The 23,334-nt window shown below is 39.6% G+C and carries 15 protein-coding genes; 5 read left to right on the top strand and 10 right to left on the bottom strand.

Features of this window, described 5'->3' with window-relative positions:
- Nucleotides 1–64 precede the first annotated feature (64 nt).
- A complete protein-coding gene (locus LQ227_RS22680) occupies nucleotides 65–6,352 on the top strand; it encodes an IPT/TIG domain-containing protein (RefSeq protein ID WP_230151240.1) in 6,288 nt (2,095 codons plus the stop codon).
- On the top strand, nucleotides 6,352–7,089 hold the full coding sequence (locus tag LQ227_RS22675) for a hypothetical protein (RefSeq protein WP_230143387.1): 738 nt from the start codon (nucleotides 6,352–6,354) through the stop codon (nucleotides 7,087–7,089). The genes LQ227_RS22680 and LQ227_RS22675 overlap by 1 nt, the downstream gene beginning before the upstream one ends.
- Nucleotides 7,090–7,123: 34 nt before the next feature.
- Here the strand turns inward: LQ227_RS22675 and LQ227_RS22670 are convergent, their stop codons facing one another.
- From LQ227_RS22670 to LQ227_RS22660, 3 genes are all read right to left on the bottom strand, one after another.
- On the bottom strand, nucleotides 7,124–8,113 hold the full coding sequence (locus LQ227_RS22670) for a glycosyltransferase family protein (protein WP_230143386.1): 990 nt from the start codon (nucleotides 8,111–8,113) through the stop codon (nucleotides 7,124–7,126).
- Between the two features lie 21 nt (nucleotides 8,114–8,134).
- Nucleotides 8,135–8,989 carry a UDP-2,3-diacylglucosamine diphosphatase gene (locus LQ227_RS22665; RefSeq protein ID WP_230143385.1) on the bottom strand — a complete coding sequence of 285 codons (855 nt, stop codon included), beginning with the start codon at nucleotides 8,987–8,989 and terminating at the stop codon, nucleotides 8,135–8,137.
- A 951-nt stretch (nucleotides 8,990–9,940) separates the two neighbouring features.
- Nucleotides 9,941–12,436 (bottom strand): YfhO family protein, encoded by a 2,496-nt coding sequence (locus LQ227_RS22660; RefSeq protein WP_230151232.1) that lies wholly within the window; start codon nucleotides 12,434–12,436, stop codon nucleotides 9,941–9,943.
- A gap of 129 nt (nucleotides 12,437–12,565) precedes the next feature.
- Between LQ227_RS22660 and LQ227_RS22655 the strand changes: the two genes are divergently transcribed.
- From LQ227_RS22655 to LQ227_RS22645, 3 genes are all read left to right on the top strand, one after another.
- Nucleotides 12,566–13,651 carry an alginate lyase family protein gene (locus tag LQ227_RS22655; RefSeq protein ID WP_230151229.1) on the top strand — a complete coding sequence of 362 codons (1,086 nt, stop codon included), beginning with the start codon at nucleotides 12,566–12,568 and terminating at the stop codon, nucleotides 13,649–13,651.
- Between the two features lie 30 nt (nucleotides 13,652–13,681).
- Nucleotides 13,682–14,188, top strand: coding sequence for a GbsR/MarR family transcriptional regulator (locus LQ227_RS22650; protein ID WP_230143381.1), 507 nt, complete (start codon nucleotides 13,682–13,684; stop codon nucleotides 14,186–14,188).
- A 232-nt stretch (nucleotides 14,189–14,420) separates the two neighbouring features.
- Nucleotides 14,421–14,870 (top strand): SRPBCC family protein, encoded by a 450-nt coding sequence (locus LQ227_RS22645; protein ID WP_230151227.1) that lies wholly within the window; start codon nucleotides 14,421–14,423, stop codon nucleotides 14,868–14,870.
- Nucleotides 14,871–14,876: 6 nt separating this feature from the next.
- On the opposite strand, the gene LQ227_RS22640 is transcribed toward LQ227_RS22645, so the two are convergent.
- The 7 genes from LQ227_RS22640 to LQ227_RS22610 form a co-directional block, all read right to left on the bottom strand.
- Nucleotides 14,877–15,326 (bottom strand): nuclear transport factor 2 family protein, encoded by a 450-nt coding sequence (locus LQ227_RS22640; RefSeq protein ID WP_230151225.1) that lies wholly within the window; start codon nucleotides 15,324–15,326, stop codon nucleotides 14,877–14,879.
- A gap of 591 nt (nucleotides 15,327–15,917) precedes the next feature.
- Nucleotides 15,918–16,166 carry a DUF4834 family protein gene (locus tag LQ227_RS22635; protein ID WP_230151222.1) on the bottom strand — a complete coding sequence of 83 codons (249 nt, stop codon included), beginning with the start codon at nucleotides 16,164–16,166 and terminating at the stop codon, nucleotides 15,918–15,920.
- Nucleotides 16,167–16,293: 127 nt separating this feature from the next.
- Nucleotides 16,294–16,491: a YwbE family protein gene (locus LQ227_RS22630; RefSeq protein ID WP_086548157.1), complete on the bottom strand. Its 198-nt coding sequence runs from the start codon at nucleotides 16,489–16,491 to the stop codon at nucleotides 16,294–16,296.
- A gap of 55 nt (nucleotides 16,492–16,546) precedes the next feature.
- Nucleotides 16,547–17,839 (bottom strand): DUF3472 domain-containing protein, encoded by a 1,293-nt coding sequence (locus LQ227_RS22625; protein ID WP_230151219.1) that lies wholly within the window; start codon nucleotides 17,837–17,839, stop codon nucleotides 16,547–16,549.
- Nucleotides 17,840–17,915: 76 nt separating this feature from the next.
- Nucleotides 17,916–19,958 (bottom strand): excinuclease ABC subunit UvrB, encoded by a 2,043-nt coding sequence (gene uvrB, locus LQ227_RS22620; protein ID WP_305800048.1) that lies wholly within the window; start codon nucleotides 19,956–19,958, stop codon nucleotides 17,916–17,918.
- 305 nt (nucleotides 19,959–20,263) lie between these two features.
- Complete coding sequence (locus LQ227_RS22615; protein WP_230143375.1) at nucleotides 20,264–22,636, bottom strand: M1 family metallopeptidase; 2,373 nt, start codon at nucleotides 22,634–22,636, stop codon at nucleotides 20,264–20,266.
- 11 nt (nucleotides 22,637–22,647) lie between these two features.
- On the bottom strand, nucleotides 22,648–23,232 hold the full coding sequence (locus LQ227_RS22610) for a HupE/UreJ family protein (protein ID WP_230143373.1): 585 nt from the start codon (nucleotides 23,230–23,232) through the stop codon (nucleotides 22,648–22,650).
- Nucleotides 23,233–23,334 lie beyond the last annotated feature (102 nt).

Below are 23,334 nucleotides of genomic sequence, written 5' to 3'. Positions count from 1 at the left end.
TTCAGCTTGGTAATGGATATCAATAATCCATTATTTTTTATATTTTTATTAAAATTATTGCTCCGTGAATATCAAATTACTTTTTATCCTATCTCTTTTTTTTTCAGTATTATCATTCAATTCATATTCCCAATTAAAACAGGTATATAAGGATACTGATGAGGAAAATGAACTTCGTAAAATCTCCCTGTACAGTAAATCCGAAGGATACATTACCTTCAAGAACTGGATTGGCTATACCACTGATGGCGGGGCCAGTTACCAAAAAAGAGAAATAAGTCCATCCAATGTAAATTTTAATGGTTTTCAGGCTAATCTGACATTTGGATTCGCACTTACTGGCACCATTGCATTTGATAAAAACAACCTGATCGTTTATGGCGACTACGGATTGGTCCCCTCAATATTATCTTCCAGCGATGGGGGAACAACCTTTAAACTTGTTTATCATGCTCAAGTATCCGATACCAAGTTTTCCTATATCGTGGATATGATTTTTCCTGAAAACGGTTCAACCGGCTATGCCATTGACAAGGACCGCATATTAAAGACAACAAATAAGGGACAAACCTGGACTACTGTTTATACAGCAATAGATAGCTATTTTAAGCGGATACAGTCTTCTGGCACCTCTTTTTTGGCAGTTACAGGACAGAACGGAATCCTCAGATCTACCAATCTGGGCAATACTTGGGACCGAATGAACATGCCTAATGGCCTGGCCAATAACTCTATTCAGAGTTCGAGTTTTCTAAGTCCAACAAAGTGTTGGGTAAATTTCGCCGGAAGCATTTTCTCGACCAGCGATGCGGGTAATAATTGGACCCTCAAGAACAATCCTCAATATGATCCGACTAATTTCAGCAAAATGGAATTCTTGGATGATAATATTGGATTTGGACTGGGAGGCGCCTACAACGTATACAAAACGACCAATGGAGGGAAAATTTGGGAAGCGCTACCAAGAGAGACGGCTTTTACTTACCTAGGCTATCAGCACTATACCTTTAACTTTTGGAACAGCAACGAATTTTTAGTAGGTGGCGGCTATGGTCTCCTTGAATCTACCACTAATGGTGGCGGAACACCAATACCTAAAGCAGTCTTTAGTGTAGATAAATCGAAATTGCCAACCGCTGGCACGATAAACCTTACAAACTACTCCAGAACAGACTACAGTTATAAATGGTTTAAAAACGATGTCCTCTTTGCTACTACTTATAACGCTTCTTATCCAAGAACATCGAATACAAAAGACATCATTAGATTAGAAGTTAATAATGGCAACCGGAGCGAGAGTATTACTCAGGAGATTACCCTTTCGCCTCTTCCAAATATTAGCTCGTTTTTGCCTCAATCTGCTAGTATTGGAGAAAAGGTCACCTTAGAAGGAACAAACTTTTCTGGCGTAACAAAGGTAACCGTAGGTGGAGTCAGTTCCTCCTTTGTCATTAGCTCAGCAGCCAAGTTAGTTATAACCATATCCAATGGGGCCTCCGGCGACATCTCGCTATTCACCGCTGATGGCATAGCCAGGGCAAGCGGTTTTACATTCATACCCCCACCAGTGATAACCTCCTTTAATCCACTTACAGCTCTTCCAAATAGCGAAATCATTATTACAGGGAGTAATTTTGAGAATGTAAAGGAGGTTCGGTTTGGTGGTACATTGGCCAGCGCTTTCAGGGTAGACTCTCCCACAAGCATTACTGCAACAGTGGGTGCCGGAACCTCAGGAAAAGTATCAGTAACCGCAGCCGGTGGTAGCGGAGAATTAGTGGGGTTTATTCTTCAGCCGGTAATATCATCTTTCTTTCCAAAGAGTGGCACCATTAACGAAGTGCTTACCATTAATGGTGCCGGCTTTGAGGGAATAACAGCCGTTTCGATAGGCGGTACACCAGTAAAGTCCTTTCAAATCAAATCCCCAACATTAATCACTGCGGTAATCGGAGCATCAGCGAACGGAAACCTTATGGTATCCAAAGCAGGTGGTTCTTCTTCAATGGGTAGCTTTACCTTTTATTTTACACCCGTTATTACCTCTTTTTCTCCTCAACTAGCCTCCGTTGGAGGAGAGATTAAAATCAACGGAAACAACTTCAGTTTGGTTCCTGCAGAGAACATAGTCTACTTTGGAGGGGTAAAGGCGGTGGTTAATTCAAGTACTTCAACACAGCTTAGCGTAACCGTACCAGTAGGAGCTGGGTATGGAAGTATTTCAGTAAGCTACCATCAACTCACGGCCTATTCGGCTAAACCCTTTTCTCCTCTACTTTCAGGAAATAACGTTATTGCAAACACTCCCTTTAAAGAAAGCGATACCGAGTATGGAACTTATCTGAATTATGGCGTTGCCATTGGGGATTTTGACAGCGATGGAAAACTCGACTGCGCTATACCCAATATCACCAATTTAGGCAAATCGGGCTTTAGCATCCTTAAAGGTAATGGTACCCAGGGACAGATCAATTTTCAGGACAGCGAAATTTTCGGGATTGGCAGATTTTATCATTACATGGCGAGTGCTGATATGGATGGAGACGGAAAGCTAGATGTGATTGCAGGCGCACAGGATAACAGCGAGATATCCGTTTTTAGAAATACTTCGAACGTTGGTGGGGTAAGCTTTGATGCTCCAATCAAAATATCCGGCATCAGCGTATTATCCTTGATCATCAGCGACCTCGATAGTGATGGCAAGCCAGATATTATCAGCGGTAATACCATAATTAAGAATTCATCATCAGTGGGTGCCATTTCGTTTTTTGATAAAACAAATGTTTCAGCAGAGGGCAGCTGTACTAAGGTTGCGGATCTTGATAATGATGGTAAAATGGATCTTTGTTTCGTGAGTTTCTTTACTGGTAAGTTCGCCATTTTACGCAATATTAGTACAGTAGGAACGATTGCTTTTGAAGCAAAAAAGGAATTTTTAGAAAAAAATATAAGAACCATGAACTGCGGGGATATTGATAATGATGGCAAGTTAGATATCATCTCGGTATTGGCCGATAATAACGCGCTTATCTTTTACAAAAACAACTCCATTGCCGGACAGATCAATTTTAACAGGGAGGCCAGGGATTACTCTACTCGTTCCTTTCCTACAGAAATAGGCATTACCGATCTTGATGGGGATGGGAAAATCGATATTGTCGTCAACTCGAGAGAAAAAACGATCAGTGTTTTTAAGAATACTTCTAATGCCGGATCTATTAGCCTGGCTGACCGGATAGATCAGGTGTTATCAACAGATATCATTGGGTTGAGCATCGCAGATCTGGATGGCGATGGTAAAAGTGATATTATTGGAGGAGCATCGGCTCAAACCAAATACAAAACGCTCCGCAACCTAATTTCACCCTCTCCTTTTATAAATTCATTCTCGCCAACAGTAGCTGTAGAAGGCACCGAAGTAACCATTACTGGCTATAATTTCAGCGGTGTAGCTACTGTTCGTTTTGGAGATATTGATGCACAATCTTTCACTCTTAAAAGCCCTACCGAAATAGTGGCCAAGGTTGCCAAGGGATCTTCGGGTACCATTAGTGTAACCACATCCATCGGTACGGGCTCCAAACCTGGTTTTTCATTTGGCATTGCCCCGAAAATCACTTCTTTTAACCCTAAAAGCGGCCCATCGGGCACTGTGGTTAGCATCGCAGGGCTTAACTTTGACCCGGTTGCCGAAAATAACGTCGTTTACTTTGGCGATGTGCCTGCAAAGGTAATCAGTGCTACTGCACTGAGCCTGGTTGTTGAAGCACCAAAGGGTAGCAAACAGACCAATATCTCGGTTACATCAAATAACCTTACTGCTTATACGGCTATGCCCTACATTAATACCTACCCCGGAGCCGCTGCAAGCTTCGATAAAAATGCTTATGCAGAGTTACAGAAATTTACACAGTATGCTAACATTGCTTCGCTGACTGATGTTGACGGGGATGGGATACTCGATGTGGTAACCGAGCAGGATGCTAGCTTCAGTATTTTAAGAAATGCAGGGGTTAAGGGTTCGGTTAGCTTTGATCAGGTAAAGACATTTAAACACGATCAAGCATCGCAGAAAATAGCTATAGCAGATTTTGATGGGGATGGAAAGCCGGACTTTTTATTAAACAACTCCCTTTATAGCAATACCAGCAATAGTTTAACGATTTTTAGAAACACAAGTATCACCGGACAGGTTTCGCTGGCCGATAAAATAGAAGTGAATGCCAGCGGTATTTACTTCTTAACTTCGGACATAGACCTTGATGGAAGACCAGATATCGTGATCAGGGGTACCGAGCAGGTCGCAGTACTTAGGAACATCAGTAAACCCGGAGAGATTAAATTTGAAAAAGCCTTTTATTATTATGGTCCGGGTTCTCCATCAGGCTTTATTACAACCGATCTTGATAATGACGGCAGAATGGACCTTGTGATGATCTCTTCGGGTGGTGGTTTTATGACCCAGATGCGTAATACTTCACTTCCGGGCAATATCTCTTTTACCAAAGTAGCGGAAATTGCAATATCATCAACTACCCATCAGCTACGAGCGGAAGATTTGGATGGCGATGGAAATATAGATTTGGTTACCAGGGATCATGTTTTAAATACGTTCGATATTTTTAAGAATACGGGTGGATTGCTTGCTACATCACCAACTTTAAGCTTTAACACTGCAGAACGTTGGTACGATTTCACCATTGCAGATCTGGATGGTGATGGCAAAATGGATATTCTTGGCGAGGGAGTAGGTATTTTCAAGAATTCGAGTAGTAGTGGAACCATTTCCTTTCAACCAGAAGCAGCTTATCAGAATACCGAAGCAGGTTCATCAACGATCGGTGATCTGGACGGGGATGATAGGCCCGACATCTTGCTTTCTGGTTATCCAATGCGGATTTACACCAATCAGATTGGAAAACCCATCCCACAGATCACCTCATTTACACCTAAAAAAGCGACTTTGGATCAGACCATCACGATCTCTGGAAGTAATTTTACGAGAGCCACACATGTACAAATCGGTGATTTCCAAGCTAAATCATTCGTAATTAACTCTTCTAGCAGCATTACGGCAACTTTGGGAGATGGAGGATCAGGAAGAATTGCAGTTACTACCCCGAGTGGAATTGGCTCGGCAGAAGACTTTGAGTATATCCCTCAACCACTTATCAGTTATGTAGAGCCAATGATATCGTCAGAAAACTATTCCTTCACCATTAGGGGAGGTGATTTTACGGGAACTACTGCTGTAAAGTTTGGAGGTGTACCAGCGAAATCATTTAGTGTTACGAGTGCTAACGAGATTTACGGCATCATCGGAAAAGCCGCTTCCGGACTTGTTGAAGTAACCACACCAATTGGCACGGCTAAAAAAGAGGGGTACTTTTACGTACCAAAAGTAGTTATTGTGCCCGGTGGCTCTACTACACTTTCGCCGGGAGCTAGTGTAATGTTAAATATAAATACCATTAATGATGTTAAATACCAATGGTACCGTAATGGGATCTTAATAACCGGGGCAACCAGTGGTACTATCCAGGCTGGCGAAAGCGGCAATTATACCGTATCCAGCACCTATAATAATTTTGGCATTTGGTCTGATCCGATCATGATCACTGCCCTTGCCAGCTTACCCAATACCAACCTAAAAATAAAAGTAGTAAACGAATCGTGTAAAAAGAATGATGACGGCTTGATAGAGGTAATCGCAGTACAGGCTCTAAAATATACGGCTAGGCTTTATTCCAATGGCGACCTGATTAAAACAACTACATTCACCCAAAGTACAAACTTTAATAACCTTGGTTCTGGCAGTTATACTGTATGCGTAACCCATGAAGATGATGCCAACTACAACAAATGTTTTACTGTTGCCATTACCGAACCGAAAGACGTAGTGCTTACCTCTTCTACTATCAATCCCGACCAAAGCGTAACCCTTATGATGGCAGGGGCGGATTTATATTTCATTTCGTTAAACGGAAAGTCTTATCAAAGCAACACTGGTGAGATTACACTACCGCTTTCGGCAGGAAGCAATGATCTGAAGATATCAACGGCAACTGCTTGTCAGGGTATAATTGAAAAAAAGATCATACTCGAAGGAAACATCAAGGCGTACCCTAACCCTTTCGAAACCGAATTAAACATAGAGTTACCAATAGATCCCAAAGTGCCAAACATTACGATACAGGTGTACGATCAGGCTGGAAAAAAGGTGTACGAAAAAGTAGTAACGAATTCAGGTAGCTACTTACGCCTTAATCTGGCTTCGCTTCCTCCCGGAATATTTGTTTTGAGAACACTAAACGGACAGAATATTTTAAAAACCAAGATTATAAAGAAATAATGAAAATAAAAATAATATTGGGAATAGCTTTGTTGACTTTGGCTTTGGCCTGCGGAAAGAAGAGCCCCCCTGCTCCAGAACCAACACCACCTGCTCCTCCTGTTGTGCCTCCTCCTGCAAACGGAACAACTACCAAGGCAACCTTGCTGCTTCCCACCAAAAACGAGGTTTGTTATGCTGGCGTTGTGCAATCGTCTACTGCCAGTAAGGTAACCTTTAAATGGACTGAAGGACAGAGCGTGGAAAGTTATACAATCACAGTTAAAAATTTAAACACCGGCAATTCATTTATTCAAACACCATTAATCACTAACCAAACCGAAATGTCGCTTGAGAGAAATACGCCTTACTCCTGGTTTGTACAAACCAAATCAAAGAACAATAATGGCGAGGTATTCGAGAGTGAAGTATGGAAATTCTACAATGCGGGCGAAGGAATAACAAGGTATGCCCCTTATCCTGCAGAACTAATATCTCCAACAAAAAAACAATCTATTGCTTCATCAGCTGGCAAAATTACGCTATCCTGGAGAACGGACGACCCTGATGGAAACGTAGTGAATTACGATATATATCTGGGCACTACGACTACCCCAGCGCTTATACTATCTAAATCCGGATCAAACACCTACCCTGCAACAGTAAGTTCTGGGGTTAAATACTATTGGAAAATTGTATCTAGGGATTCATACGGTTATACTTCGGAATCAGACATGTATGAGTTTACGGTACTTTAATATAACTTTCTATTTTTAGCTAATTATCCTATGATTAAACCCTCGCGTATTTCTTCACCATATCGTCAATGATCTGGGCCGTTTCATCTGGGAAATTAAACTCATGCTGTTGAGGGTTTTCTATCCAGTTTTTGATAATCGGCAACCAGTTTCTGGTACTTCCCCAAATTACAGGCAAACCAAACTGTTTTAAGGCGTAGGCATTACATTGTTGTTCAAACTGGAAACGCATAGGCGCCACCAGCAGTTTTTTCTTTAGGTAAAGTGCTTCAGCAGGTCCTTCGAAACCGCCACCGGTAAACAAGCCTTCGCAGGTGGCCAGGCTTTTATTAAATTTTTCATTGTTAACAGGTTCTACAAAAACATTCCCTTCCTGATAGGCAACTTTACTGTGTTTAGAAAAAACCTGCCATGTAACCTCAGGAAGCTGTGTAAAAAGCTTTACCAAACGTTTATCGTCAATGGCTGGAAGATATACCGTGTAATGTCCTAAATTTTCACTTTTCAGATTTCGGATCTCTGCCCTGATTACAGGGGTATGGATAAAAGTATCGTAACGGTCGAAATGAAAGCCAATGTGGTATTTGGTGGGTGCATAACGGCTCAAAATCAGTTTCCCCCAATCTAAAGTTCTAGGACGTGGTACTTTTTTAGATTTAAATGCAGCCTGATGGCTCAATGATACACATTCTATGCCCTGCAGTTTACAGGCCCAGGCGCTTACAGGTTCAAAATCGTTAACAATTAAGTTGTACTCTTTCAGTGGCAGCTGCTTCATATCTTTTCTAAAACGGAAGAGATTCATGTTCAGCCATGTTTTAAAATGGTCTACACCACCTTTTTTCCCAAAGATAAAACTGAAGCCATGCAATTGATATTTTACAGGCTGACTGAGTTTTACATCCGCCTGTGTTCCACTTACTAAAATATCCAATTCGCCATACTGCTGAAGCAAAGGAATAATTTCCCGTGCCCTGCTGATATGACCGTTACCTGTTCCCTGTATTGCGTAAAGTATCTTCATTTATGCCCCGAATATCTAAAATTATTGGGCAATTTCATATTTTATATTCTGTAAAAGAATATTTATGTCCAGTTTACTTTTTAAATCTTCGGCATCAGAAAGGATTCCTTCATCCAATTCGTCCTTCGTAAAATGTTGATGTTCGTACTTAAAAACCGTCCAGTTTTTATTTTCATACTCTAAAGCGGTTAAACTTTCTACCCAATCGCCACTGTTCAGGTAAAGCACTTTTCCATCTTCTGTGGCGATTTCGCGTTGCTCGGCCTGGTGGATATGACCACAAACTACATATTGATAACCTTTTTCGATAGCCAGTTCTGCCGCAGTTTGCTCAAAACTATTGATGAACTTAACGGCATCTTTAAATTTAGCTTTGATCTTTTTCGAAAAGCTCATCTTCTCCCGCCCAAATGCGGTAAGTACCCAGTTTACAAAACTATTAATGAGGATCAGTGTATCGTAGCCAACCGCACCAAGTTTAGCCAGCCATTTAGAGTGCTGCATGGTAACATCAAAAACATCACCATGAAAAAACCATGCCTTTTTACCGTCCAGCTCTAAAATTAATTTATTCTGGAGATGGAAAGTGCCCATTTCCATGCCATCAAATTTGCGGAGCATCTCATCATGATTTCCCGTCAGATAGTGAACCTGAACACCCTCCGATACGAATTTCATCAGTTTACGGATTACCTTCATGTGCGATTCGGGCCAATAACTTTTGCTAAACTGCCAGATATCGATGATATCGCCATTTAAGATCAGTGTTTTGGGTTTTATGCTCTTAAGATATTTTAGAAGTTCTTTTGCATGGCAACCATAGGTACCTAAATGTACATCGGATATTACGACTACATCGACATTTCTTTTATCCATAAACGGGAAATTTTAGGGGGAAGAGTGTTATTACCGCTCGATTAAAGCAGTTCAGAGATAAATTAGCTGTGTTACCACTCTTCTTCCTCATCGAGTTTTACCTCAAAGGGGCTAAAGAAATAAAGTACAACAATTAATAAACATACGGCAAAGAATGATTCTAACATATCATCTGATTTACATTACAAAGGTAAGACTCTGTATATCAAACAAATGTTACGACATTGTTAAATTATTATTCTACTTGATAAAGATTGTTAAAATGACATCGGAAGGGGCTGTTTGGTTCAATATTTCATTAGTCGTTGGTTCATTACCCACCGTCATCATCGCTGGGATGATCCGCAAAGCGGAATACATTAAGATATTAGTGTATGTTAGCAAAAGGCCTAAAATGGTATTTCTTAAGCACAGTTGCTATTTCCATTCTTCATAGCCATCCCGTAAGGCCAAAGCACTGTTTTCCGTTTCGCTTTTAAACCGGCATGGTCAATTTTTTGGCAGGCACAGTTCAGGCCTACTCACTGGCTTTAATAAAAAAATTGCGAGCTGGTAGTTTTGTTTCTTTTGCTATCAAAAGAAAGAAGGCCCCGCGGCTAGCGGTTAAGCAAAATCCACCATCACCTATTTTACATTTTCTCTAATTAAAAGATCCTTCGAATACGCTCAGGATGACACGTGGTGTGAAATCGACTTTGGATTATTGAATAAAGACTCAAGGCTGATTGCATTTTATAGATCCTAAGTTCAGGAGGACGATCGCAAGTGTGAATACTCAGAATCTCAAGGTGTGCAATGAATTCATTTTAAATGCCCTTCGACTATGCTCACGTTGACAAACCGAGGGAGGTATCCTGTGTTTCCGTGGCAAGAAATCGTTGCAAAAATTCTGGCAACAAAAAACCCCGCAAGATTTTAATCTTACGGGGCATAAATGTATTTAAAGATATATTAAGCTTTAACTGCTTTCTTTTTCTTCTTTTCTTCTGAATAAAACCCAAAACCTAATCCGGCCAACAATAAGATAGATCCAGCTAAAGAGATTTTCTCTCCGGTATAATACGATGTTGGGTGGAAAATAAACTCAAGTTTATGGTTGCCTGCTTCTAATTGTGCCGCACGTAAAACATAATCAGCCCTGAAGTATGGCTTTTCAACACCATCGATATACATCTTCCAGCCCTTATCATAATAAATCTCTGAAAACACTGCAATTACATCTTTAGCGGTTGAGTACTCATAAGTTAAATGATCAGGGTTATAGTTGGTTAATTTAATAAAACCTTCCTGACCAGTTCCTAAACGTTTGGTATCAATCGAATTTTTGAAACTTTCATCAACAATGGCTTCTTTTTTAGCATCAAAACTGCTAATGGCCTTCATTTCTTCATCAGCGTTTTTGGCAAACTGAACACTTTGTACAAACCAGGCATTACCCGCTGCCGTTGCGTTACGCTGCATTTTATACGATCCATTCTGAGGATCTTGTGTAATAATGTACTTGGTATTTAACATATCCAACACATCCTGGTTAACGCTTTTTGTTAATTGGTTATCCACCAACTCCTGAAAACGTTTTAACCTCGCGGAGTGGAAACCACCAACGGTTTTATGGAAATAAGAAGTTTCGGCACTTTTAAACGGATCGCCCAACGATAAATCGAAAACCCTAAAGTTTGGATCTTTATCAGCCGCTATAAAATTATCTACATCCCTGGGTTGATAATGGTTATCTAAATCGGATTTACTTACAAAATTCTGGTTGTTTAAATAACGGCGGTCTACCTGCCACAAATCAATTAAAACAAATAATACCAATAAACCAAAAGCCAATTGCATGTTCAGTTTTTTGGTAATGAAGGCCCAGGTAATTCCAAAACCGATGGCTACGAACAATAAAGAACGTAAAGCATCAGCACGTGCTAAAGCCACACGGTCGGCAACAATGCCATTTAAAATTTCCATTGCAGCACCTCGGTTATTCTGCAAGGTTTGTGTTAAAGCATCTAAAACCTGTGCCTGGTTGGCCTGCGTAAAGCTGAAGAACACCGTAGGGATCACGGCAATAATTAAAGCAAAACCACCGGTAATACCTGCTGACCAGGTTAATCTCTGCACTAAATATTTTTGATCGTATTTTCCTTCTTGTGCTTCTTTAATGGCCAGTATAGCCAGCAAGGGTACCAATAAACCTACAACGGCCAATATCGATTCTACCGCCCTGAATTTATTATAGCCCGGCAAGTAATCGAAGAATATATCTGAAATAAACGGTAAGTTATTTCCAAAGGAAAGGAACAGCAATAAGATACTTGATCCTAAGATCCACCATTTCCAGCGGTGTTTTACTATAAACAGTCCGAAAACAAATAAGAAACAGATAATGGCTCCAAAATAATACGGCCCGGAAGTACCCGGTTTATTGCCCCAATACTGGTTGGTGCCCAAATTTTGCGCCACATAACCAATGGCCTGCTTTGGATCAACGCCCTGAAGATTTTTTTCAACTGCTTTATAAGTATTGCTTTCAGGCTTAATAATTTCGTCAATACTGCTTGCACCACCATAAATATTCGGAATCAGAAATGAGAAACTCTCTCCAACACCCTGGCTCCATTGGTAGGCATATTCTTTATCCAAACCATTTGCAGGCTCGGCTTTATCGGTAGTTAAATTCGATTTACCACGGATGGTTTCTTTGCCATACTCGTAGGTTGTCCACAGGGTACCTGCATTTACCAGAACCGACAGGAAAATACCCGCAGCTATATAAGCAACAGCTTTACCAAATGCCGGAAGCTGTTTTGCTTTAAAGGCATGGTAAAGTTCTATACAGCCTAGAATAAATAACGCTATAAATAAATAGTAGGTCATTTGGATGTGGTTCGAGCGGATCTCTAGCGCCATAAACAACGCCAGCAAACTGCCTCCTACCAGATACCTGCCCCTTAGAATGAGAATAATGGCAGCCAAAATAGGAGCAAAAAAGCCAATTGCTAATGCCTTATTGCTATGCCCCGCAGCAATAATGATAAAATTATACGAGGTAAATGCAAAAGCGATTGCCCCGGCAGCAGCAAGCCATGGGTTTATTTTTAATACACAAAATAATAGGTATGCGCCTAAAAGGTATAACAAAACTGTTCCAACAGGATCTGGGAAAATACCTTTTATTACATCAATACCATACGTTGTAATATTGAGGGGATACTGTACCCAAATTTGGTAAGCTGGCATACCACCGAACATCTGGTTGGTCCAAAGTGGGCCTTTACCATCTTTCGCCTTAATATCCATAATTTCTTTTTGCATGGCCTTAGCCTGCAAAACATCTCCCTGTTGTGGTGCTTTACCCTGCAAAACAGGGCTGAAGTAGGCAAAAGTGATGACTACAAAGAATGCAATAATGGCTAAGTGAATGCCATTTTTATTAAACCAGTTATTCATTAAGGTTTGTTTAAGTTTAAACGAACGTCAAAAATAAAAAATTGGGCGGTATAAAAAAGTAATAAATTAAATGCATGCAGAATAAAAAATTAGATTTGTAGGAAAGAATAAAAATTCAACCTATTTATTATGAGAAAGTTTGCCGTTACAATCGCTCTTGCTTTATTATCTTTTTCTTCGTTTTCGCAAATTGTAAGTTTAAATAACAATGAAATTAAAAAGCTGAAAACCCAGATCAAAAATGATGAGGAAACCAAAAAACTATACCTGGGCTTTGAAAAATCGGCATTAAATTATCTAAGCGAAAACCCGAATCCAATAGATACCATCAGGACTGAAGGATTATTAAAGGGAAATCCAAAAAAAGAGAAAACCAGATTAGCCCTGGCAGATATGAACAAAATATTTGCACTAGCTCTCCAATACCGGATTACAGGTGATCAAAAATATTTAAACAAATGTGTAGAATTTCTTGGCGCATGGGCCAAAATCAATAAACCAAATGGCGATCCTATTGATGATACCAATCTGGATAAAGCAATTGAAGCTTACGACCTGATTAAAAAAAATATCCCAACAGCTGATAAAAAACAGATTGAACAATGGCTTACTGAAACGGCTTTAGCAGAAATTAACAGTAAACGGATGAAAGCGGGCAGAGCTACCGCCATTAATAACTGGAATGCTCATCGACTAAAAGAAGTTGGCGAAATCGGTTACACCCTAAGCAATCAGCATTTTATTAAATGGACCATCGACAATTTAAAAAGCCACATCAATATCAATCTATATGCTGACGGAACAAGTTTGGATTTTAAAGAGCGCGATGCCATGCATTACCACATTTACGACCTGGAACCGATGTTAAAGTTGGCCATTATGATCGACAGAGCGAAAGGCACCAATTTTTATACTTATGAGTCGCCTAAAGGATCTTCGATCAAAAAATCTGTAGAATGGATGATCCCATACATTAATGGTGAAAAACAGCACGAAGAATATGTGAATACAACCGTTAAATTCGACCGTGACCGTGCAAAGAACAATGAACCTGGATTTGCTCCCGGGACGATGTTTAAACCAGATCTGGCTTTACCGGTATTAAAACTATCTGTTTATTTCGATAGGGCACAGGCTGATCTGTTAAAAAAAGTAAATAACAACGATACCAGCTGGCAGATGGTATTGGATAAACTACAACGGGAAAGCAAATAGCTTCCAAAACAAATAAATTTATATTTGTGCATGGAATTAGCAGCAGCAAAATTAAAATTTATAGAAGCTTGGGGCAAATTAGGCTCCGAATGGGGAATTAACCGGACCATGGCCCAGGTACATGCGCTATTACTCATTTCTCCTGAAGCGCTTACCACTGAAGAAATTATGGAGGCGTTGAGTATCTCCAGGGGAAACGCCAACATGACCCTGCGCGATTTAATTGGATGGGGTTTAATTGAAAAACAGCACAAAGCAGGCGAGCGCAAAGAATACTTTTTTGCCGATAAGGATGTTTGGAATATTTCTCGTCAGGTAGCTAAAGAGCGTAAAAAAAGAGAGCTAGAACCTGTTTTAAAAGTTTTAAATGAACTGTCAACGGTAGTGGGCGATGAAAAAGATCCTGAGTTTAAAACCTTTAAAAAATCGGTAAACGATATTAACAAACTTGCCCTCAATGTAGATAAAACTCTAGAAACAATGCTTAAAGCAGAAGAAAGTTGGTTCTGGGGCTCGGTATTGAAAGTTTTTAAATAGATATGAAGAGGAGATTTGAGATATGAGAGAAGTATCAAGTAGTAAGTATTGAGTAGCAAGACATATTCACCCTAAACGCTAACCACCAAGCGCTAAACCCTAACCCCTAAAAAGCCTTACCCTTAAGTTCGGCTTATTTCCCATCCAAAACTTTCATTTTTTACTAAGAACAATAGGGTTAATCGAACAGATTTAAGCAGAAAGCATAGAAAAAACGACCAAAGTTAAGTATATGCTCACAATTATCTTAAAAACCTTGATTAATGCGCCGATTGAACGCTGTTTCGATCTGGCTATAAGTATCGACCTTCATGTACAGTCGATGCAAAGTTCTGGTGAGAAAGCCATCGCTGGGAAGAAAAGTGGATTGATCGGTTTACATGAATCGATTACCTGGCAAGCCAGGCATTTTGGCATTTCGTTCGAAATGACAAATAAGATTAGTACAATGGAATATCCAACATTCTTTGTCGATGAGATGGTTAAAGGCCCCTTTAAAAAACTCCACCACCAACACCTGTTTAAAATAATGGGTTCTCAGACAGAGATGACTGATGTTTTTGAGTTTCAGACACCATTTGGCTTATTAGGCCGGCTTGTAGAAAAAATATTTCTTAAAAATTATATGTTGAAACTAATTGAGAAAAGAAATGAGGTAATTAAATTTCAAGCTGAATGGTAATATGCGCTATTTGTGCCTCGCACTATCATTAAATTGCCAGAGCACATTAATAATCTTCCAGACCCCATTCAATTTAACAAGGTGCATATAATCGATCCATTCATCTGCAATTAGTTTAACTGAGGCAGTTTTCTCTGAAACATCAAGCATTTTAACTTCCTTTTTAGGAACAGCGGGGAATTTATCTTTTTTGCGGTTGTAACTTTCAGCTAAGATAACCATTGATTCTGCAGAGGTTTCACGAACATAATCCTTATTTGTTCCCTTATCCGTCCAAAATGTGCGTTTAACCAGCCTTGGGTGTAAAGCCTGCTCCATTTGTTTAGGGTTTGGGGTATGCTGCGATTCTATATAATCAAGGACTGCACGTTTGATTGCTAAGCTATCCTGTTTTGTTTGGCTAAAGCATTTCGCACTTATTATCCACAAGGAGATAAAAACAATAAAATATTTCATAGTTGTTGGTATAGTTTTGGTTTTCGGGTTGAGGTTTAAAAGTATAAACTTAAACTATATACTTTAAATTATTGCTTTTTGAATTGAAACAAAAAAGAGTCTGTATCCTAAATATAGAATTGTCATCCTGAGCGGTAATTAATTGTTTAAAACCAATATGAGTGACGTACAATTGTTTTCTCTTGGCCAACGGCACGTTCTTGCCTCGGCTCGCCGCCGCCGAAGGGCTCTTTCTTTTTGCCATCAAAAAGAAACAAAAAATGCCGGCTGAAAATTTTTCTTTTGAAGCCAGCGTGATGGCTAGGCCAGTGAAACCCGAAAAATTTGTTAGGCCGGATTTAAGTAGAACGGAGATACGGTGCTATGGCCTAGCTGTGCGGAAATGCACAAATATCACAAGTCACTCACTAATAATAATTGCAGAATAATGTCGATGGCAGCTTGTCGAAGGGCACGTTTTAAATGTTTTACAAGGCGTTTCGACAGGTTCTCCGCAGAAGTACCTTGGGCCAACATGACAAATTCGATTGAATTACAATATAATACAGTCTTTTTAAACAAAAAACCCTGAAACAAGTTCAGGGTTTAGTTTTATTTCACTTCTTCGTAGTCTACGAAGTCGCCGAGTTTATCTGTTTTACTTTGATCAGGCTTTGGAGGCATATAATCTATCGAAATAGCGCCTTCGGGCTTTGACCGTCTTTGTTGTTGCTGTCCAGTAGCCTGACTCTGCATTTTGCTGGCCAGGTTATTAAACAGCATTGGCAGAATTAACCTAATCAACATTCTGATCAGCCAAAGTACCAATATTGTGATGAAAATGAATTTTACTAATGCCATTTTTTAAATTACTGTTGTTACAAATATAGACGTCATAAAATTTATTTTGTTACTTATGGTGCCTTTAATTGCATTTTGATTACAAATATAATACGTAAATAAGCCTATAAAGGTTTTAATATCCGCATTAATCTTCAATAATTTCAGCTACGCGGCCTACCTGACCATCTTCGAGCCTCACTTTTATCCCTCTGGAATGAAATGCCGATGACGTGAGCAGATCTTTCACCACGCCGTAAGTGATATTTCCCGACCGCTGATCTTTTTTCAAGATAATTCCGACTTCTAATCCCGGATAAATGTCTTTTCTGTTTTGCCCGTCCATTTGTGCTGTATATAATCATGATTAAAGCCTCAAAATTCCATAATTATTTTGAGTGTTACGGTAATTTACTGAAATCTATTTCAGGTTTTTTACCTGTAGTGCTTCTGGTAAATATTTTTCTTGGTGTGGTGTAATCGTTAAAAAAGCCCCCGTTCTTTAAATAAAAGGCACCATTATCTACTCCTCCCTGATAATCCATCCGATATCCTTTTGCTCCTGTGTTGTCAGTCGTAAAGCGGGCAGATTTTAATTCAGTCCATGTTCCTTTATCATCGCAGATCCATTGGTTATCAAACAAAACCTTCCGCGATAAGTCGCCCTGTACAGGTGAAAAGTTTTCTAAAAAGGAATGGAAGCGTTTTAAATAGGTTTTAGTCTGCGGCCTGGTAAAACTGGCTATCAATTGCCATTTATTGATTTCGGGAGCAAAGAAATAAGCAGTGTAAGTAGTTAGGCTATCTTTTCCAGGCACACCATGCAACAAAAATTTATAGGTATTTCCTGCTTTCCACATGTAGTTTAGGTAGCTCTGACCGCCAGCACCTTCATTACCAAATTCTCCCGTATGTACGTTTTCTCCTTTCTTTAGCATTTTTATTTTGTGCGATTCCGGGATACTTTTAGGATCGTCGGTATTGAAAGGACTCCATACTGAAAATAAGATATGCCGTTCGGTTGGACTATTTACCTGCATCCCAAAATAACCTTCACCAAATCCGTTCGCCATAAAATAAGAGCCTAAAATATCTTCACCCTTTGGCACAGTTACTTCGTTATAATACCACGCTGCATTTACATTTTCAGGTTGTTGATAGTTGAGGTGAACCGATGGCCCACGTCTGCCCCAATGAAAAAAGTTGCCTTCGTTGTTTTTAACATAAGCCGTTTTGCCTTCAGTTGCTGTTCCACTAATGGATAAGGCTTGTATTGAAGGAAATTTCGTTCCAGTTTTGCTTATTCCTTTAATGGTTAAGGCAACGTAGCCCGTATCTTTAATGGTCCACTCGCCAATCTTGCCGTCAAATGATTTGGTTTCATCGAAACCTACCTTTTTAGATTGATTGTTGATGGCGAATTCCAGAACTGATTGCCCATCTACAGTAGGTTTATCGCTTAATGATACCGTTATGGTACCAGGTTTAGAAACCCGAAAATAAGCTGTAAAATATTCTTTTGGGTTAGACCAGTTTACGATTCCCCTGTTGGATAATGTTCTTTCTGAATCCTGGTGTAAAGAACTGTAGGCATTACCTCCAAGTGGAAGGGAAATTGCTGTAGCATTTTGGGCATAACTTTTTAGCCCCATGACACCGAGTACGATCAGTGTTATTAGTTTAAAAGATTTCATTGAATGATTTTTAGATAACTTGTTTAAAGCAATTGTAGGCTAAATTATCTAAAAATCATGCTATAAAACCAAATCGTTACTTACCGAATTTTTCGTTAAACATTTTTTCTAGGGCAAACATTTCGTCACGCAGCTTTGCCGCCTGCAAAAAGTCCATATCTTTTGCTGCTTTCTGCATATCTTTACGCGTAGTATCAATTGCTCTTTGCAGTTCTGCTTTACCCATATATTGTACAATGGGATCGGCGGCAATGCTGATTTCGGCATTTTCTACATAAGCCCTGGCTTTGTTATCGCTTGCTTTCTGAGAGAAATCAAGGACAGATGTTTGCTCTAAAATTGCTTCCCTTGATTTACCAACAGTTTTAGGCGTAATGCCATGTTCAAGGTTATAAGCAATCTGTATATCCCTACGTCTGTTCGTTTCTGAGATGGTTTTCTCCATGCTATCCGTAATGTTATCAGCATACATAATTACACGGCCCTTATCGTTACGGGCCGCACGGCCTATGGTTTGGATCAGTGATTTTTCAGACCTTAAGAAACCTTCTTTATCCGCATCTAAAATAGCAACCAAAGTAACCTCTGGCAAATCCAAACCTTCACGCAAAAGGTTAATTCCAACCAACACATCAAATTCTCCTAAACGTAAACCACGAAGAATCTCTACACGTTCGAGGGTTTTAATTTCAGAATGAATGTACCTGGTCTTGATATTTAAGCGATCAAGATATTTAGTTAATTCTTCAGCCATACGTTTGGTTAATGTGGTAACCAAAATACGTCCCCCTTCTTTTATGGTAATATCTATTTCATCAAGAAGATCGTCGACCTGGTTAATGGCAGGTCTAATCTCAATAACAGGATCTAACAAACCTGTAGGTCGAATTACCTGCTCTACTACCACACCTTCTGATTTTTCCAATTCATATTCAGCCGGAGTTGCACTTACATAAATGGTTTGCGGGGCAAGCGCTTCGAATTCGTTAAAGTTTAAAGGTCTGTTATCCAGTGCAGCTGGCAAACGGAAACCATATTCAACTAAAGATAATTTCCTCGATCTATCGCCACCGTACATGGCTCTGATCTGCGGAACGGTAACATGGCTTTCATCAATTACCATTAAATAATCTTCAGGAAAATAATCCAACAGACAGAAAGGACGCATACCGGGCTGCCTTCCATCGAAGAAACGAGAGTAGTTTTCGATACCGGAACAATAACCCAATTCTTTCATCATTTCGATATCGAAATTGGTACGTTCTTCCAACCGTTTTGCTTCCAGCAAATGTCGATCTGCAATTAACTGGTTCTTACGGATTTCGAGCTCCTCCTGAATTCCCCAGATCGAAGAATTGAATCTATCTTTCGGAGTAACGAAAAGATTGGCCGGATAAATGGCCATGTCTTCTAATTTCTCTATAGTTTTCCCGGAAACCGGATCAATTGCAGAAAGTTCTTCAATATCATCACCGAAAAAAGAGATGCGGTAAGCATGATCAAGATAAGCTGGAAAAATATCAACGGTATCACCTTTAACCCTAAAGGTTCCGCGTTTAAAGTCTGTTGTAGTTCTGGAATATAAAATCTCAACCAAGCTATGTAAAAATGCATTCCTCGAAATCCTTAAGCCCACGCCAAAACGGAAAACCATTCGGGAAAAATCTTCGGGATTACCCATACCATAAATACAGGAGATGGATGATACCACGATAATATCTCGTCTGCCGCTCATTAACGAAGAGGTAGTGCGTAACCGGAGTTTTTCAATCTCTTCGTTTATACTCAGATCTTTTTCGATATAAGTATTGCTTGATGCGATAAAAGCTTCTGGCTGATAGTAATCGTAGTAAGAGACAAAATAATTCACCGAGTTTTCAGGGAAGAAATTTTTGAACTCGCCGTAAAGCTGCGCTGCCAAAGTTTTATTGTGACTCAAAATCAGTGTAGGTTTTTGCGTCTGCTCGATCACATTGGCTACCGTAAATGTTTTTCCCGATCCCGTAACGCCTAGTAAAGTTTGATAATGTTCATTGGCATTTACGCCATCTACCAATTGTTTTATCGCATTCGGTTGGTCTCCGGTGGGTTGATATTCTGAGGTGATTTTAAATTTCATGAGTATATCAAATATACGATTTCGGGACTAAAGAGTAAAACAGGCGAAAGTCAGGAAAATAAAATCCCTGTTGAAAAAATTCAACAGGGATTTCTCGCGTGCACAATCCTTTCGAAAAGCTACGATTGACAGATTCCAAGAGCGGTCGTCATTCTCGCGCAGGCGGGAATCTAATGCAACCTACAAACCCCACCAAGGCAGTACGATTATTCATAAGCTTTCTTCTCTTCAAAGGCATTCATGAGCACTATGTGGTTCCCAATCAAGTTGGGAATGACGATCTTCCGGCATGAAGGTTAGTATTACTATTTACCCGCTGCGGCCTGCATTGGGTTTTTACCAACCGATTGGCCTCTTACTGCTCCGCCAGCTTTGGTTTTATATACTTTAAATTTGCTTTCTTTTGCTCTGCCGCCCCAGGTATTGTTTGAGGTATCAATATCTGCAGTTTCGCGTAATGGATCCACTAAAATAGAGGCTACTTCTTTATTTTTAACATAAAATTTAGCTGTTTTCAATTCATTATGCCTCCAGATCTGAGCTGGAATACGGTCTATTTCTTTTGTTCCATCTTTATAAGTAAACTCAACAATGATAGGCATTACCAAGCCTCCTTTATTGCTAAAGCTCAGTTCGTAAAGAAATTTGTTACCATATTTGTCCTGCTCTGCTGAAGGAACAGCTTCTAGTGCTGCGGCGGTTTCTGTTTTAGTAGCAACAGTGGTATCAATAGTAACCATTCCTCTATCGTATTTATAGTAGAAATCTTGTGCTGCAGGAGTTTTATCTATATAAAAATTAATTTTCTTATCCTCACGGTTTCTGGTTTTCGAAATATCTTCAAAAGCATTAACGGCAGGCTTATCAATTTTAACCATTTTCGATTTGGCTTCTGGTAAATCTTTAGGGAAATCGGCTTTTGCAAATTTCACGCTATCTAAAGATATATCGCATGGATCGGTTCCATAAAACCAACCTCTCCAAAACCAATCTAAATCTTCGCCGCTGGCATCTTCCATGGTACGGAAAAGATCTGCAGGTTCAGGATGTTTAAAAGCCCATCTTCTCGAATATTCTTTAAATGCATAATCGAAAAGTTCCCGTCCCATGATGGTTTCGCGAAGGATATTTAAACCGGTAGCAGGTTTCGAATACGCATTCGGACCGAAACGGGTAATGTTTTCAGAGTTGGTCATAATTGGCTCCAGTTCATCCTTTGGTAGTTTCATGTAATCAACAATGGTATATGCCGGTCCTTTTTTACTTGGAAATTTGTTGTCCCAAAGCTCTTCTGTTAAATATTCAACAAAAGAATTTAGTCCTTCATCCATCCAGGTCCATTGGCGTTCATCACTATTTACAATCATTGGGAAGAAGTTGTGTCCAACCTCGTGAATAATTACACCTAACATCCCATTTTTAGTGCTTTCGCTGTATGTTCCGTCAGTATCTGTACGGCCATAGTTAAAACAGATCATTGGATATTCCATTCCATTTGCAGCTTCGATACTTTGTGCAACAGGGTAAGGATAAGGGATAGTAAAATCTGAATAGGTTTTAATGGTATGTGCTACTGCACGGGTAGAAAACTTACTGTATAGGTTATATGCTTCTTTCCCATAAAAACTCATACACATTACGGTATTGTTATTGGCCTGAATTTTTTGAGGCATGGCATCCCAGATAAACTTACGTGAAGATGTCCAGGCAAAATCGCGGACATTGTTCGCATTAAAAACCCAAGTTTTTTTTGCTGTAGATTTTTTGGTTTCTGCCAGTTTAGCTTCAGCCAAAGTTTGTATTTCTACAGGCGCAGCAGCAGTTTTAGCAGCATTATACCTACTTAATTGAGTTGGATTTAAAACAGCGCTATAATTGATACACTCTCCCGTTGAACCTACCAGGTGATCAGCCGGCACAGTCATCTGAACTTTAAAATCGCCAAAGGTTAAGGCAAACTCACCTCTGCCTGTAAACTGATGGTTCTGCCATCCCTGAAAATCGCTATATACACATAAGCGTGGGTACCACTGGGTCATGGTAAACAGGTAGTTTCCATCGGTTGGGAAAAACTCATACCCTCCACGGCCGCCAACACTCATCCGGTCAGAAATTTTATAGTTCCAATCAATATTGAAGATAAGTTTTTGTCCACTTCTCAACGCTACAGGCAAATCTATCCTCATCATGGTTTTATTAACCGTATAGGGCAAGTTTTTACCGGTTGCATCGGTTAATTTGGTAATATTTATTCCATAACCGTTGTTTCCTGTTGCGCTTAACTGATCTAAATTTTTAGTATTTCCTGTTGCAGGCATTTTAGTCGCATCCTGGTAATTCGCATTGCGATCCGTGCTATGCTCATTTTCATCAAGCTGCAACCAGATATAAGTTAGTGGATCAGGAGAATTATTGGTGTAAGTGATCGTTTCAGATCCGGTTAACAACAGATTTTTTTCATCCAGCTCGCATTTGATGTTATAATCGGCACGTTGCTGCCAGTATTTAACACCAGGCGCTCCGCTGGCTGTACGTTGTTCATTAGGTGTTGGTAAAATGGTGCCCAACTGCTCAAACTTATTCCCATGGTTACTCCCTGGGTTATTCTGCGTATTTTGGGCCATAGCCAGGCTACCAGAAAAGAATAACAGGCCGGTTAAAGTAAATAGTTTATTCATGATATGGTTTATTAAAAAGGAATTCGTTCTAAAGCCATTTTTAAAGCCAGGCTAAATACGGCTGCTGATATAAATAAAACCCAGTTCATACGCTTTATGCGGGTATAATTAAAAATTAAAAAGGTAATTAAAAGAATGATGATCACCATAAAAACCTGTCCGGCTTCCAAGCCTACATTAAAACCAAATAGGCCCCAGCCAATATTCTGATCTTTGGCCAGCATTATCCGGATGGAGTTTGCAAAGCCCATTCCATGAATAAGACCAAAACCAAGTGCCAAAAAATAATTGATCTTAATCGATTTTAAGGAGAAATTCTTTCTAAACAAATTGCTGATTGCGGTAATTACAATGGTACAGGGAATTAAAAATTCTACCCACTTGCTATCAAACCGGATAATATCCAATACGCTTAAAAGTAAGGTAAAGGAATGGCCAATGGTAAAAGCCGTAACCAATATGAGCACCTGTTTTAAATTGATATAACTGTAAATAGCAACCAGTGCCAAAATAAACAGCTGGTGGTCTAAAGCATCGGCACTGATGATATGCGCCCAACCCAATTTAAAATAAAAGATAAAATCTTGTAACGGCATGAATAATAAGCTAACTATTGAGAATGAAATAGTTTACAATAGCTAAAATTATATTTTTAATTACAAAAACCCCAAATATCTTGTAAACAAAAGCCTAAATAC

Source organism: Pedobacter sp. Bi27, from assembly GCF_918698255.1.
In the GTDB taxonomy this organism is placed as follows: domain Bacteria; phylum Bacteroidota; class Bacteroidia; order Sphingobacteriales; family Sphingobacteriaceae; genus Pedobacter.
Note: the sequence above shows the minus strand (reverse complement) of the source record. Positions and strands in the feature narration are given on the sequence as shown.